This window comes from Pseudomonas sp. GM_Psu_1 (assembly GCF_026544185.1).
Taxonomy (GTDB): domain Bacteria; phylum Pseudomonadota; class Gammaproteobacteria; order Pseudomonadales; family Pseudomonadaceae; genus Chryseomonas; species Chryseomonas oryzihabitans.
On record NZ_JALNUX010000003.1, the window covers coordinates 202,034 to 214,729 of the forward strand.

The window sequence follows — 12,696 nt, forward strand, 5'->3', positions numbered from 1 at the left end:
GGGGGCAGTGGTGGCTGGTGGTCAGTAGCGATAGGTGAAGTACAGCTCGAGGGCGCTGAAGCGCTCGTTATCGCCGAACGCCTGGCGGGCGGCCGACCTGGCCTGCACCCAGTTGTACGAGAGCGAGCCGTAGAACTGCCGGTTGGGGGTCCAGTCGAGGTACACCGCGGTCTCGTCGGCGAAACGCCGATCGCTGACCGCGGCGCCGCGGAAGTTGGCCTGGTCGAGCCAGAACTGGTAGTGGATGACGCCGAGGGTGAGGGTGTCGCCGAGGCGGTTCTTCAGCGAGAACTGCTGGACGCGCTCGTTGCTGTTGAACAGCAGGTAGTTGCCCACCACGTCGCCGATCAGCCAGGTGCTCCAGTCCGTGAACCCCTTGCTCAGCGGGTCCCAGGCTTTCTGGCGATTGTCAGTCGGGTTGCTGTCACCGGAGAAGACGGCGTAGCGATAGCCGAGGGTGGGGCTGAAGGGCAGGTCCTGGAATTGATAGTCGGCCTGGGCGTACCAGGCCCTGGCGTCGTAGCTGAGGGCGCCGTCACCGCCGCGCTGCACCGCGTATTCGCCATTGAGGGCGAGGTTGGGCAGGCCCGGCAGGTGACCACGCAAGGCCCGCAGGTTGTATACCCGCATGCCGTCGCGGCGGACCGCGGTGCTGTCTCGGCTGGCCAGGGTATCGACCGTCATGGCCAGGGCGCCGAGGGTCACCTGGCCGTCGAGGTCGTAATCCAGGTTGGCGCCGCTCAGGCGGAAGTCGCCGTAGTGATCGTCGGTGCGCAGGGTGAAGACCTGGGCCTGGGCTGGACCTTGGCCCCACGCCAGGATCGCCGAGTCGCGAAAGGCAGTGCGCGGACCGAGCCAGTAGGCGCCATCGCCGAACAGATCGAGATTGCCGTCCATGACGATGAAGCCGGTGCCGACCATGAAATTCTGGCGGCCCGCGGTGAACTTCCAGTCGCCCAGCTGCACCCCGGCATAGAGCTCTTCGGGGGCGAAACGGCCGTCCGAACTGCGGGTGAAGCCACCGGCATCGCCGTCGCCAAAGGTGGTGGCGCCGACCACCGAGCCCCCGGCGAGCAGATGGAGCCTGTCGCTGAGCGAATAGTCGAGCGTGACGCCGGGTTTGACGTAGAACTCCTGCCAGGCGCTGCGGCTGCCGTTGTTCTGGCCGCTGCGGGCATCCACGCGCCCGGCACCGAAGTTGACGCCCCGGGTGCTGATGGAACCGGCGCCCACCGTCAGGTTGAGGTCACCTCTGAGATTCTCGTAATCGAACGCATAGCCCGCCAGGGCCGGCTGGCTGGCCAGCGGCAGGCCGAGCGCCAGCAGCACGCCGGGAAGGCGCTTGGTTGTGCACATGTGGAGCTCCTGACTATTTTTCTTGTATTACAGGGCAGTGAAGGATGGCCAAGGCGACCACCGGATACCTGACAGTGCAGGTGGGAGCGCTGGCGAGCCGGCGCTCTTCGATCTCGTTAGGGGTGGATCAACCGCGCAACCGGGCGGCAATGGCGCGCAGCAGGCGAACGGTATCGATGTCCAGTTCGGTGACCGCCTCGGGCAGCGACGACTGCTTGACGATCACCACCTTCGAGGCGAAGTCGACGAACAGGTACTGGCCGTGGATACCGCTGGCCATGAGGGCTGGGCTGTGGTCATTGAAGACGTACCACTGGCTGCGATAGGAGGCGCCCGGGGTCCAGTCGGAGAAGTCCTGGTGTACGCCATAGACGGCCGGATCCCCGCCGGCCGCAATGGCCTCGATCACCGCTTGGTCGATGACCTGCTGGCCATCGACCACACCGCCATTGGCCAGCATCAGGCCGAAGCGGCCCATGTCGCGCAGCGTGGCGTTGAAGCCGGCGCCGGCGACGCTGCGACCCCAGGGGTCGGCCATGAAGTAGGCGTCGCGCTCGCAGCCGAGTTGCTGCCATACCCGCTGCAACTGCTCGGCGCAGCCCAGGCCGCTGGCGCGCTCCATCACCCAGGCCAGCACCTCGGTGGTGGCGGTCACGTAGTGGAAGAAACCGCCGTGCTCGCCTCTTTTGCGCAGCGATGGCAGGTACTGGTACAGCGACTCGTACTGGGCGTACGCGGGCAGGGCCGGCTTGAAGCCACAGGCGTAGCCGTACTGGGAGCTTTCCGAGGTGGGATCGTCGTAGAGCTCTGTGTAGTGGACGCCCACGGCCATGTCGAGCAACTGGCGGACGGTGGCGTCACCGAAGGCGCTGCCGGCCAGTTCCGGCACATAACGCTGGGTCGGCGCCTGGGCATCGAGCACGCCATCGTGGATGAGTTGCTCGCCGAGCAACCCGATCAGCGACTTGGTGACCGAGAACATGATGTGGCGGTCGGTGGCGACCTGGCCGTTGAAGTAGCGCTCGTACACCACCCGGCCCTGGTGCAGCACCAGAAAGCCGTCGGTCTTGCTGGCCTGCAGATGGTCGAGGGCGCTGACGCTGCGGCCGCAGCTGCTCTCGAATCTCAGTTCTTCGAGGGCCTCGGGTGCATGGGCCAGCACCCTGTCCGGTCGCGGTCCGGCCGCCACCTCGATGGTAGGGCGCAGGCGCGCCAGATGGCGAAAGCCCCAGCGATTGAACGGCGGTGACATCCAGTTGGCCCAGGTCACGCGCCGGTCCGGCTCGGCCGGAAAACCCTGCATCAGTACGGGCTCTTGTTCTTGTCTGTCGTACATCTCGCTGACTTCCCGACTCCGGGAAACCAGGGAGCGATCGAGGCTCTGGTTCATCAGACTCATCCTGGCAGTGGCCCTGCGTAGAGCAGGTACGAGAAAATAATTAACCCTGTTAATTTCTTTAGTCAATAAAATATTTTCTTTGCCGAAGCCTGGCCAGCTATCCTCTCTGGCACCCCAGGAATCAGGAGCGACGGTGAGCGGGCTACGCGAACGTCAGAAGGAATCACGCCGCACCGCCATCTCGGCCGCGGCGGTCATGCTGTTCCAGCGCCAGGGCTTTCGCGAGACCACCGTCGAGCAGATCGCGCGCGAAGCCGGCGTCTCGGCGCCCACGGTGTTCAAGTATTTCGGCAGCAAGCACGAGATCATCCTGGAGATGATCAAGGAGTCCGATCGCCGGGCCCTGGTCGACGTGCGCCGGCACCTCCGCGACTTCGCGGATCCCGTCGACGCGCTCTGCCACCTGGAGCACCTGCTGGTCAGCTACGCGCTGGATGTCCTGCCCGCCGCCCTTTGGCGCGAGCTGCTGCCGCTGGTGCTGGTGGGGGGCGACAGCGGCCTGCCCCTGGCCTACCGGCAGATGAACAGCGGCCTGCAGGACGAGATCGCCAAGGTGCTGCGCGAGTTGCAGGCCGCCGGCAAGTTGCGCGCCGACCTGGATGTGCAACTGGCCGCCTTTCTGCTCAACGACTACTCCCATCTACAGCTGCTGCGGCTGACGGCCAGTGACCCGCTGGATCGCGAAGGCCACGCGGCCAACGTGCGCAACACCACGCGCCTGATCTTCGAGGGCATGCGCGCGCTGCCGGCGTAAGGCGCCAGCGGCGTCATCAGCCGTGGCAGTGTCCTTGCGGGTCGGCTGGCGTCTCGTCAGGTTTCGCTCAGGGGTGCTCTACGGCGCTACGATTGCGAGGGCAGGGGGCAGGCGAAGCGGATCGCGGCGCCAACCCAACAGTGAGCCGACCAAGGCGAGCGCCTCTCACCTATCCCGGCAGGGAGGTGCCCAGCCCTTTTCAGATGTGCCTATAGTGAGTCCGCGCGCAGCAGGTGAACGTTGAACCGCCTTATCGGCGGCGATCGATACTCCTGCCGTATCCAACGGGCGTGCGGGCTGCTCAGAATAACAAGGTAATGGAGTGCTTATGCCTATAGCGGGCTTCTTGATGCTGGTGGGTTGCTATCTGGCGGGCGTCTATCTGACGACTCATATAGGCGGCATTCCGGCCAGCGTCATAGGGATCATCGTCCTCTTCGCCCTGCTGATGCTCTTGCGTCGCGTGCCGGAAGGCGTGGAGACCATGGCCGGCAACCTGCTCAAGTACCTGCCGCTGATGCTCGTGGTGCCGGCGGTGGGCATCGTCGATTTCAGCGGTCTCGAGGCGTCGGTGTGGTTGCGCCTGGTACTGGTCATCGCGCTGTCTCTGCTGGTCACGGTGCCGCTGTGCGGCTGGTTGCTGCAGTACCTGATCGGACGGAGCAAAGACCATGGCTGATCAATCCCTCGCACCCCTGCTGGCCCTGTCCCTGACGCTCGCGGCCTATCAGCTGGCGCTCGTGCTGCAGCAGCGCCTGCGCCTGGTCATGCTGCAACCGGTGCTGGTCACCACGGCCATCGTCGCCACCGTGCTCTGGATCGGTGGCATTCCCTACGAGCAGTATCGAAGCGCCAGCGGGATGCTCGCTATGCTGCTCGGGCCCACCACCGTGGGCCTGGCCGTTCCGCTCTACAAGAATGCCCAGCGGGTGAGGGCACTCTGCACGCCGCTGCTGATAACCCTCGTAGTCGGTGGCGTGGTGGGCGTCTCCCTGACCCTGGCCCTCGGCTGGCTGTTCGGCTTGTCCGAGACCCTGCTGATGAGTCTGGTGCCCAAGTCGGTCACCATGCCGATCGCCTTGCCGCTGGCGGATCATTTCGGTGGCATCGCGCCCCTGACCGCGGTGATCGTCATGCTGACCGGCGTGATCAGCACCACGCTGGCGCTGCCGCTGCTCAAGGTCTGCAAGGTGGAGGATCCGGCGGCCCGCGGCCTGACCCTGGGCATGAACGGCCATGCCATAGGCACCGCCCATGCGTTGCGCGAAAGTCAGGAGACGGCGGCCTTTTCGGCACTCGGCATGATCCTGCTCGGCATCCTGACGGCGCTGGTGCTGCCTTGGGTGCTGGGCGCCTGAGCGACCTTGCCCGAGCGGGCGGGAAGGGGCGTGGCAGGCCAGTCCGGGCGTCACGGCCTCGGGGGCTCCTTCAGGGCTCGCCGCAGACCGGCATGGCTCAACGAAAGGGCGATGCCGTCCTCGGCCAGGCCCAGACCCGCGTTGATCCAGGTGTCAGCGGCGTAGCGCTTGCGCAGTCCTATCGCGACCCGGGCGGCGACACAGGCCGCCGTCGCCCCGATCATGGCAGGCAACAGCCGCGGTTGCCGCCGCGCGCCGGCGAGAGCTGCCGCGCTGAGGCCGCCGGACAGGGCACGGACCAACATAGAGGGCGCTATGGTACGGTCCGGGGCGAAGGGCAGTTTGTCGCCCAACAGCTCGCCGGCCGCCAGGGGCAGCAGTTACTGCCGTACGGGCTGCGACGCGAGCGTGCGAGCGGGTTCGCAAGCTTCGTCGAGGTCCGCACGTTCCGCCAGTGCCCGGCTGACCAGGGTCGGCGCCAGCATGCTGCGCATGCCCGTCACCACGCCAATGGCCAAGGCGCCCCACAAGACATTGCGGGCTGTCGTCATCGTCGAGTCTCCCAATGGTCGTTCCAATAGGGACCGGATCCACGGGTGGCTGTTCAGCTGGATGGCACCACGGGTCGCACGCCTGCTCGTATCCAGGGATGCCCGCCTTCCGGTCTCGCGGCGCGGACGCTCTCGCTACCGGTCCTGTCGTCAGGAAGCGGCGACGCTCCTGCCGGATGGGGTGTGATCAGGCAATTAGCAGTGCCCGGACGTGGGGCCGCCAGGGTGTGTGGACCAGCCGGCCCTTGAGCAGGTCGGCATCGGTATCCAGCAGCCGCGAGGTCCGGAAATGGTCCCAGTCGTGCTGGAAGGCCGAGCGCGAACGCAACAGCTGGAGCTGCGCCAGCACCACCCGTTCTTCCTCGGCCGAGCTGCAGGGGTCGATCCAGTCGATGCGATGGCGCTCGCGATCCACCTTGCCGGCCATGACCAGGTGGCCGTGGCGATCGGAGACGGAGATCCGCTTGGGGTGAAAGTCGAGCGCCGCCACGGGGGTCGGATAACGATCCTGGCGGACCGCCGCCAAGGCGATCCGGAGGACGTCATCGAGCACGCCGCACTGGCCGAGCTGGACATGCCCGGCGACATGGAAGGTGCCATGCCCGGCGTCTTCGAAGCGCTTCATCGTCCCGTGCAGCAGGATGGTGAATTGCCGCTCGAACAGATCCTGGCGAAGCGAAGTGCCCGGTACATAGGGGTTGCTGACGAAGGGCTGGCCTTCGAAGTGTCGAATGATCAGATCCATGATGCCTCCAGCGTCCTGGAATCCATCATGCCCCCGAAAGGATGATGGATTCCTTAAGGGTAGACGACGCAGGCGGGAAGCCAAGTCGGGCCGGTGATCCGCACCCCGCCCGGCGGAGGGAGTAGGGACCTTGCCATCTGATCATCGCCGCACCCCATGGCTTGCCTGGAGCAGGGACGGAGGGTGCGCGCCCGAGCCGTCCACCTGAATTCGGCGGGCGGCTCGTGAGGAGGCCGGTGTGAGCCCTAGGCCTTGGCGACGTTCGGTGACCAGCCGGGATATCAGAAGCGAAAGGCCTGGCGACCGATCAGTAGCCAATGGCCGTTCTGTTTCTGCCAGATCTGGAAGTTTTCGATTTCGGTGGGCACGACCTTCCCACTGTTCACGGCCTGGGCGGAAAAGTGATTGCGCACCAGGGCGACGTCGCCGGACAGCGTGATCTTCTGATTGAGCATCTTCAGCTCGTTGAAGGCGCTTTTGCCGGTTTCGATATCGGCGATGAAGGCCTTCTTGTCCTGAATGTTGCCACTCGAATGGCCGTAGGTCAGGTTGTCCGCGGTCAGGGCATCGAGTTGCGCGATATCCTTGTGCCACATGGCTTGGGTCAGCTTGTCGACCGCAGTGGCGACATCGCCTTCATCGCCGGTGGCCGCGGCGACATAGCCGCTGAACAGACACAGGAAACCTACCGCCAATTTCAGCTTTTTCATGCGCGTATCCTTTTGTTGTAGTTGTCGGAAAGGGGATGTAGCAGACGTCACAGGACGGCCCTTCTTGTCTGTCATCGTATGACTATTGGATTGTGCCTGGCGGAAAGGCGTAAGGCCAGCCCTGGCCACATTCCGCGCGGAAGGCGGATTGCCTGGCCAGTTGGCTGCGACTGGCTGGCACCTGCAGGTGCCCGCAGAACCCAACCCGAGGCCGGCAAGCGCCGGGATGCTGGGCCCGAGGCACCTCATGAGTGGTCATTGCCGCGACCGCAGCGAGTCGACAGCGATTGACGGCGGTGCAGGGCTAGAAGGCGAAGCACGAGCAGCCGAAGGCCCCCCAGAAGCCCTGGTGGTCACTGACCGGCACCGAGCTGCGGCGTGCGCGATCGTGCTGGTGCTGGTGAACGGCGCAGGAGCCGATGCACTGGTGGAGGCTGGCCGCCAGCGGGGCCGCGGGACGCCAATGGCCAGGTACGATGGCCACCGGTGACCAGTCCGGCATGACCGGTACGGCTGGCGGTGCCAGGTCAGCGAATTCGCTGGCGGCATGCACCACCTTGCCCCCGACCACCGTCAGCACCGATTCGAGCCATTTGATCTGCTCTTCCTCGACGCTGAAGAAATCGGCCGAGAGCGCCACCAGATCGGCCAGCTGGCCGACCTTGAGCTGTCCCTTCTTGCCTTGCTCGCTGGAGAACCAGGCGCTGCCGTGGGTGAAGAGCTGCAGGGCGGTGGCCCGGGGCAGGCCTTCCGGATAGAGGGTCATGCCGCCGACGGTCTTGCCGCTCACCAGCCAGTAGAGCGCGGTCCAGGGGTTGTAGCTGGCCACCCGGGTGGCATCGGTACCCGCCCCGACCGGTACGCCTTCGGCGAGCATGCGCTTGATCGGCGGGGTGGCCTCGGCCGCCTGGGCACCGTAGCGGTCGACGAAGTATTCGCCCTGGAAGGCCATGCGATGCTGGATGGCGATGCCGCCGCCCAGGGCCCGGACACGCTCGATGTTGCGCGGGCTGATGGTTTCGGCGTGATCGAACAGCCACGGCAGGCCATTGAAGGGGATGTCGCGATCAACCTTTTCGAAGACATCGAGCATCCGCGAGATGGACTCGTCATAGGTGGCATGCAGCCGGAACGGCCAGCGCTGCTCGACCAGATGGCGCACCACCGGCTCCAGTTCGTCTTCCATGCTCGGGGCCAGATCCGGCCGGGGTTCGAGAAAGTCCTCGAAGTCGGCGGCGGAAAACACCAGCATCTCGCCGGCGCCGTTGTGTCGGAGAAAGTCGGTGCCCTGGTGCAGGGTGACGCTGCTCGTCCAGTGCTTGAAGTCGTTCAGCTCTTCCTTGGGCTTCTGCGTGAAGAGGTTGTAGGCGATGCGCACGGTGAGCTGGTCGTTGTCGGCCAGCTGCTGGATCACCTGGTAGTCCTCCGGGTAGTTCTGGAAGCCGCCGCCGGCATCGATGGCGCTGGTGACGCCCAGGCGATTGAGTTCGCGCATGAATTGCCGGGTGGAGTTGACCTGGTATTCCAGCGGCAGCGTGGGCCCCTTGGCCAGGGTCGCGTAGAGGATGAGGGCGTTGGGCCGGGCGATCAGCATGCCGGTGGGATCGCCCTTGGCATCGCGCTGGATCTCGCCGCCGGGTGGGTTGGGGGTGTGACGGTCATAGCCCACCGCCCGGAGCGCCGCTCGATTCAACAACGCACGATCGTAGAGGTGCAGCACGAAGACCGGCGTGTCCGGCGCGGCCCGATTCAGTTCCTCGACGGTAGGCATGCGCTTTTCGGCGAACTGGAATTCCGTCCAGCCACCCACCACCCGCACCCACTGCGGCGTGGGCGTGCGCTCGGCCTGCTCCTTGAGCATACGCAGGGCATCCGCCAGCGACGGAACACCCTCCCAGCGCAGCTCCAGGTTGTAGTTGAGGCCGCCGCGGATCAGGTGCAGGTGCGAGTCATTGAGGCCGGGGATCACACAACGCTGCCGCAGATCGATCAGCCGCGTCGCCGTGCCACGAAAGGCCATGGCCTCGGCATCGGTGCCCACCGCGATGAAGCGGCCATCCCTGATCGCCACGGCGGTGGCCTGGGGTTGCTGGGGATCGACGGTGTGCAGGCGGCCATTGAACAGAATCAGATCGGCGCTCATGGGTAGGGTCCTTGTGAACGAAAGGAAGGGTTGTAGAGGGCGAAAGGGTGAGGGCAGGGGCCGGGGCCACGCCCTAGGCGGGGTCGGCGGTCAGCCAGGGATCCAGCATCCGCGTGGCCAGCGGCATGAACAGGTACACCACCAGCACCACGATGCTCAGGGTGATCAGCAGGTTGCTCATCAGGTAGCCGGCCAACCAGGGCGCCACGCCGAATACCGGTTGCCAGAGCGCGGGTACCAGCAGGCTCAGGGGCAGAATGACCAGGAAGCTGACGACCACCTGCTTCCACCGCGGCGGTGCCTGCTCGGCCGGCCGGGGCGCGAACCAGAAGTCCTTGCCGAGCCGGACCTCGGTGTTGTCGCCGTCCTGCAGCCATCCCTGTGCCTGGCTGACCAGCCACTGCCGGGCGGAGGACGCGAGCCATTCCTGCAGGTGCTGCATCTCGTCGAAGCGCAGCACCGAGGTGAACTGCAGGGCATCGCCATGGCGTTCCCGGCCGACGTCCACCCCGAGGTGCCCGGGGAATTGACTGGCGGCCTCGATGGTCTGGTGCAGCCAGGTTTCGTAGCGCTGTTCGTGCTGCGGATGGACCTGGTGGCGGACGACCAGGGTCGCGGTAGTAAGAGCGGGGTTCATGAGCAGGACTCCTGCCTGGACTGGGGAAGCGCCAGCCCCGCCTGATACGGTGGGGCTGGCAGGGGCTCAGACGGCGGCGGCGACCGGGGCCAGGGTGGGGCCGTGGGCGATACGCTCGGGGGTCTTGTGCACCATGGTGTAGGCGTAGTCGACGCCCATGCCGTAGGCGCCGGAATGCTCCTTCACCAGGGCCATGACGGCGTCGTAGGTGTCGCGGTTCTTCCAGTCGCGCTGCCATTCCAGCAGGACCTGCTGCCAGGTCACCGGAATCACGCCGGCCTGGATCATGCGCTGCATGGCGTAGTCGTGAGCGGCCTGGGTGGTGCCACCCGAGGCGTCGGCGACCATGTAGATCTCGTAGCCGGCATCGTGCATGGCGGAGAGGGCGAAGGTGGTGTTGCAGACTTCCGTCCAGAGGCCGGAAACGATGATCTTGTTGCGGCCATTGCGCTTGAGCGCATCGCGCACCTTCTGGTCGTCCCAGGAGTTCATGGAGGTGCGCTCCAGCAGCGGCGCCTCGGGGAACACGGCGAGCAGCTCGGGATAGGTGTGGCCGGAGAAGCTTTCGGTTTCGACCGTGGTGATGATGGTCGGCACGTTGAAGATCTTGGCGGCCTTGGCCAGGCCGACGGTGTTGTTCTTCAGGGTCTGGCGATCGATGCTCTGGACGCCAAAGGCCATCTGCGGCTGCTGGTCGATAAAGATCAGCTGGCTGTTCAGGGGGGTCAGGACTTCGGTTTTGGAGTTGTTCATGGCTTCACCTATCGATTGAGTGTGGTTTGGGATGTGCTCCGGGCGGCGATCTGGGCGGCTCGCCTTCAAGGGGGCGATGGCCTCGTTCGCAGCGGTTGTGACCGGAACTGCTATCCAAGGTAAGGGATCAATCGAGGCTGTGCTTGTGCACTTTTGCGCCTTTGAAAGCGCAAATTTGCGCCATTGGATTCGCCAGGGGGCTGCTAGGGTGTGGCCTTCCAATCACCCGGATTCCACAGCGCGAATCCACTTTCCGCGAGGAACAGGCAATGGCAGCAGCACAGTTGAGGGACAAGGACACGGCGTACTGGGGCGTACCCTGGGAGCAGGCCTACGGCTATCCGCAGGCCCGTCGGGTGGGTGACGAAATCTTCGTCTCGGGGCAGTTCAATCACGACGCGGACGGCAATCTGGTAGCGCCGGCACCGCTGGACAGCGAGGGCCGCCCCAGCGACTTTTCCACCATGGGCGAGCAGATGCGCACCGCCTACGACAACATCGCCACACTGCTCGCGCTCTATGGCGCCACCCTGCAGGACGTCGTCGAGGAAACCCTCTATGTGCTGGACATGGACGCCGCCTTCGCCGTCGTCGGCAAGGTGCGCAAGGCGGCCTACGGCTGCGAGGCACCGCGCTGCGCCAGCAACATCATAGGTGTTTCGCGGCTGGCCCAGCGCCCGCAGCTGATCGAGATCGCCTGCCGGGCGGTGATTGGCAGTCGCGCGCGCTAGGCAGAGGCTTCGCGCTCTTCGGGCGCAGTGGCAAACGGGCGCTGACCTTCCACCAGCGCCTTCTGCTCGGCCACCGCCGCCGCACAGAACGCCATAAAGGCCTTAACACGCCAGGACTTGCGGATGTCCTGATGGGTCAGCAGCCAGAGTTCGTCGTTGAGCTCCGGCACCACCGGCCCCACGCGCACCAGGCCGGGCGTGGTATCGCCCAGCATGCAGGGCAGAAAGCCGAAACCCAGCCCCGCCACGATGGCCGCACTGGCGGCGGCGACCGAATCGGTACGGTAGGAGACATCCTCAGGCGCCACCCGGCATTCCAGATAGGCAGCCGCCTTGAGGTTGGCCAGGGCGGAGGTGTAGGACACCCAGGCCTGACCGGCCGCATAGGGATCCTCCTGCCGCGCACCGCCACGACTGCCATAGGCGGCCCAGGCGATGGTGGCCAGCTTGCGCCCGACCAGGCTGTCGGCGGGCTTTCTAGTGGCCCGGATCGCGATGTCTGACTCGTCGCGGGCCAGACTCAAGGTCTGATTCCCCACCAGCACCTCGATGGTCATGCCATCGTTCGCCGCCTTAAAATCGGCGATGATGGGGGTCAGGAAGTACAGCAGCAGCGAGTCGCTGGTGGTGATGCGCAGCTTGCCCAATGGCCCCTGGGCGGCGCGGGATACCCGTCGGGCGACGCTGACAATATCCAGTTCGACCCGCTCGCCCAGGGCGCGGAGCTCTTCGCCTTCGACGGTCAGCTGGTAGCCGGAGCGACGATGGTCGAACAGGGCGACACCCAGGGTTTTCTCCACCTGTGCGACCCGTCGGGAGACGGTGGAGACGTTGATGCCCAGTTTCTTGGCGGTCGCCGCCCGATTGCCGGACTCGCTGAGGGCCTTGATGATGCGCAGGTCGTCCCAGGACAGCTGGCTGACCGCCGCCCCCACATCCCAGCGCGCTGCAGCCTGATCAGGTTGGCTTGGAGAAGCCGGTTTTGCTGAGGCGTCCACACCTGAGGTTCCGTCGGTTGTTGTCGGGCATCATACAAAAAGGGCCATGGCAGAACCACGGTCGGGCAAGGGCGCTGGCGGTACCTGCAGCCATGCGGGCCTTCCACGGGCGTATTTGGCGGGCGGTCACTGGCGATTCCCCCCGGCCAAGTGCCGCTCAGTCATCAATATGGACAGTTCATGCGATAACTGATGTATTCATCAGGCCATCACGAAAGATGATGGCAATAAGCCAGTCGGCAATCGACAGCAGTGCTTTCAGGTAAGACCACCATGGGCATCGACGACACCGAATTTCCACCTCGCCTCACCCTGACCAGTCCGCTGGACCTGAACCGGGTCATGGATCAGGCCCGCCTCGATCAGGGCTTCATGCGCCGGGTCATCACGGTGCTGGAAGAGTGTGGGGTGGACGATCGTACCGACGACGAAAATGCCCTGCTCGAATGGGCACGCAGCTTCCAGCGTCGCCAGCCGGACGAGGCTGAAGGCTAGAAGGCCAGAGATGCCCGCGCCGAGCGTTGGCCCACCTGGTTCAGGCATTGCGCCTGGTCCGGGCCT

The 12,696-nt window shown here is 65.4% G+C and carries 13 protein-coding genes and 1 pseudogene; 5 read left to right on the top strand and 9 right to left on the bottom strand.

Translation table 11 applies throughout. The features are described from left to right. Positions 1–21: 21 nt before the first annotated feature. The gene (locus tag OXS31_RS06060; RefSeq protein ID WP_108581027.1) at positions 22–1,356 is read right to left on the bottom strand and encodes an alginate export family protein; all 1,335 of its coding nucleotides are present in this window, start codon (positions 1,354–1,356) and stop codon (positions 22–24) included. Between the two features lie 127 nt (positions 1,357–1,483). After that, positions 1,484–2,692 (bottom strand): serine hydrolase, encoded by a 1,209-nt coding sequence (locus tag OXS31_RS06065; protein ID WP_258196372.1) that lies wholly within the window; start codon positions 2,690–2,692, stop codon positions 1,484–1,486. A gap of 196 nt (positions 2,693–2,888) precedes the next feature. On the opposite strand from OXS31_RS06065, the gene OXS31_RS06070 reads away from it, so the two are divergent. The 3 genes from OXS31_RS06070 to OXS31_RS06080 all read left to right on the top strand — a co-directional run bounded on the left by OXS31_RS06070 (position 2,889) and on the right by OXS31_RS06080 (position 4,867). Then, positions 2,889–3,509, top strand: coding sequence for a TetR/AcrR family transcriptional regulator (locus OXS31_RS06070; protein WP_027601977.1), 621 nt, complete (start codon positions 2,889–2,891; stop codon positions 3,507–3,509). Between the two features lie 328 nt (positions 3,510–3,837). After that, positions 3,838–4,188, top strand: a complete 351-nt coding sequence (locus OXS31_RS06075; RefSeq protein ID WP_027599748.1) for a CidA/LrgA family protein — start codon at positions 3,838–3,840, stop codon at positions 4,186–4,188. Beyond that, positions 4,181–4,867 carry an LrgB family protein gene (locus OXS31_RS06080; protein WP_145247943.1) on the top strand — a complete coding sequence of 229 codons (687 nt, stop codon included), beginning with the start codon at positions 4,181–4,183 and terminating at the stop codon, positions 4,865–4,867. The genes OXS31_RS06075 and OXS31_RS06080 overlap by 8 nt, the downstream gene beginning before the upstream one ends. A gap of 50 nt (positions 4,868–4,917) precedes the next feature. On the opposite strand, the pseudogene OXS31_RS06085 reads toward OXS31_RS06080, so the two are convergent. The 6 genes and pseudogenes from OXS31_RS06085 to OXS31_RS06110 all read right to left on the bottom strand — a co-directional run bounded on the left by OXS31_RS06085 (position 4,918) and on the right by OXS31_RS06110 (position 10,406). Further along, positions 4,918–5,418: pseudogene (locus OXS31_RS06085) on the bottom strand (DUF4126 domain-containing protein). A 187-nt stretch (positions 5,419–5,605) separates the two neighbouring features. Then, on the bottom strand, positions 5,606–6,163 hold the full coding sequence (locus OXS31_RS06090; protein ID WP_267398329.1) for a hypothetical protein: 558 nt from the start codon (positions 6,161–6,163) through the stop codon (positions 5,606–5,608). Positions 6,164–6,444: 281 nt separating this feature from the next. Next, positions 6,445–6,873, bottom strand: coding sequence for a nuclear transport factor 2 family protein (locus OXS31_RS06095; RefSeq protein WP_027599744.1), 429 nt, complete (start codon positions 6,871–6,873; stop codon positions 6,445–6,447). A gap of 304 nt (positions 6,874–7,177) precedes the next feature. Then, entirely contained in the window at positions 7,178–9,016 is a 1,839-nt protein-coding gene (locus OXS31_RS06100) for an amidohydrolase (RefSeq protein ID WP_077172560.1), read from the bottom strand. 73 nt (positions 9,017–9,089) lie between these two features. Then, a complete protein-coding gene (locus OXS31_RS06105; protein WP_077172561.1) occupies positions 9,090–9,653 on the bottom strand; it encodes an antibiotic biosynthesis monooxygenase in 564 nt (187 codons plus the stop codon). Positions 9,654–9,719: 66 nt separating this feature from the next. Then, positions 9,720–10,406: a hydrolase gene (locus OXS31_RS06110; protein WP_144953350.1), complete on the bottom strand. Its 687-nt coding sequence runs from the start codon at positions 10,404–10,406 to the stop codon at positions 9,720–9,722. 269 nt (positions 10,407–10,675) lie between these two features. On the opposite strand from OXS31_RS06110, the gene OXS31_RS06115 reads away from it, so the two are divergent. Then, positions 10,676–11,137: a Rid family hydrolase gene (locus tag OXS31_RS06115; protein ID WP_027599740.1), complete on the top strand. Its 462-nt coding sequence runs from the start codon at positions 10,676–10,678 to the stop codon at positions 11,135–11,137. Here the strand turns inward: OXS31_RS06115 and OXS31_RS06120 are convergent. Then, positions 11,134–12,072 carry a LysR family transcriptional regulator gene (locus tag OXS31_RS06120; protein ID WP_223855448.1) on the bottom strand — a complete coding sequence of 313 codons (939 nt, stop codon included), beginning with the start codon at positions 12,070–12,072 and terminating at the stop codon, positions 11,134–11,136. The genes OXS31_RS06115 and OXS31_RS06120 overlap by 4 nt on opposite strands. A 336-nt stretch (positions 12,073–12,408) precedes the next feature. On the opposite strand from OXS31_RS06120, the gene OXS31_RS06125 reads away from it, so the two are divergent. Next, positions 12,409–12,630, top strand: coding sequence for a hypothetical protein (locus tag OXS31_RS06125; protein WP_027601984.1), 222 nt, complete (start codon positions 12,409–12,411; stop codon positions 12,628–12,630). The last annotated feature ends 66 nt before the right edge of the window (positions 12,631–12,696 follow it).

Excerpts from the sequence above, each read along its gene's own strand:
- OXS31_RS06125 (WP_027601984.1), top strand. The coding sequence starts at position 12,409 with ATGGGCATCGACGACACCGAATTTCCACCTCGCCTCACCCTGACCAGT.
- OXS31_RS06080 (WP_145247943.1), top strand. The coding sequence starts at position 4,181 with ATGGCTGATCAATCCCTCGCACCCCTGCTGGCCCTGTCCCTGACGCTC.
- OXS31_RS06065 (WP_258196372.1), bottom strand. The coding sequence starts at position 2,692 with ATGTACGACAGACAAGAACAAGAGCCCGTACTGATGCAGGGTTTTCCG.
- OXS31_RS06060 (WP_108581027.1), bottom strand. The coding sequence starts at position 1,356 with ATGTGCACAACCAAGCGCCTTCCCGGCGTGCTGCTGGCGCTCGGCCTG.
- OXS31_RS06115 (WP_027599740.1), top strand. The coding sequence starts at position 10,676 with ATGGCAGCAGCACAGTTGAGGGACAAGGACACGGCGTACTGGGGCGTA.
- OXS31_RS06110 (WP_144953350.1), bottom strand. The coding sequence starts at position 10,406 with ATGAACAACTCCAAAACCGAAGTCCTGACCCCCCTGAACAGCCAGCTG.
- OXS31_RS06100 (WP_077172560.1), bottom strand. The coding sequence starts at position 9,016 with ATGAGCGCCGATCTGATTCTGTTCAATGGCCGCCTGCACACCGTCGAT.
- OXS31_RS06075 (WP_027599748.1), top strand. The coding sequence starts at position 3,838 with ATGCCTATAGCGGGCTTCTTGATGCTGGTGGGTTGCTATCTGGCGGGC.
- OXS31_RS06090 (WP_267398329.1), bottom strand. The coding sequence starts at position 6,163 with ATGGATCTGATCATTCGACACTTCGAAGGCCAGCCCTTCGTCAGCAAC.
- OXS31_RS06095 (WP_027599744.1), bottom strand. The coding sequence starts at position 6,873 with ATGAAAAAGCTGAAATTGGCGGTAGGTTTCCTGTGTCTGTTCAGCGGC.
- OXS31_RS06105 (WP_077172561.1), bottom strand. The coding sequence starts at position 9,653 with ATGAACCCCGCTCTTACTACCGCGACCCTGGTCGTCCGCCACCAGGTC.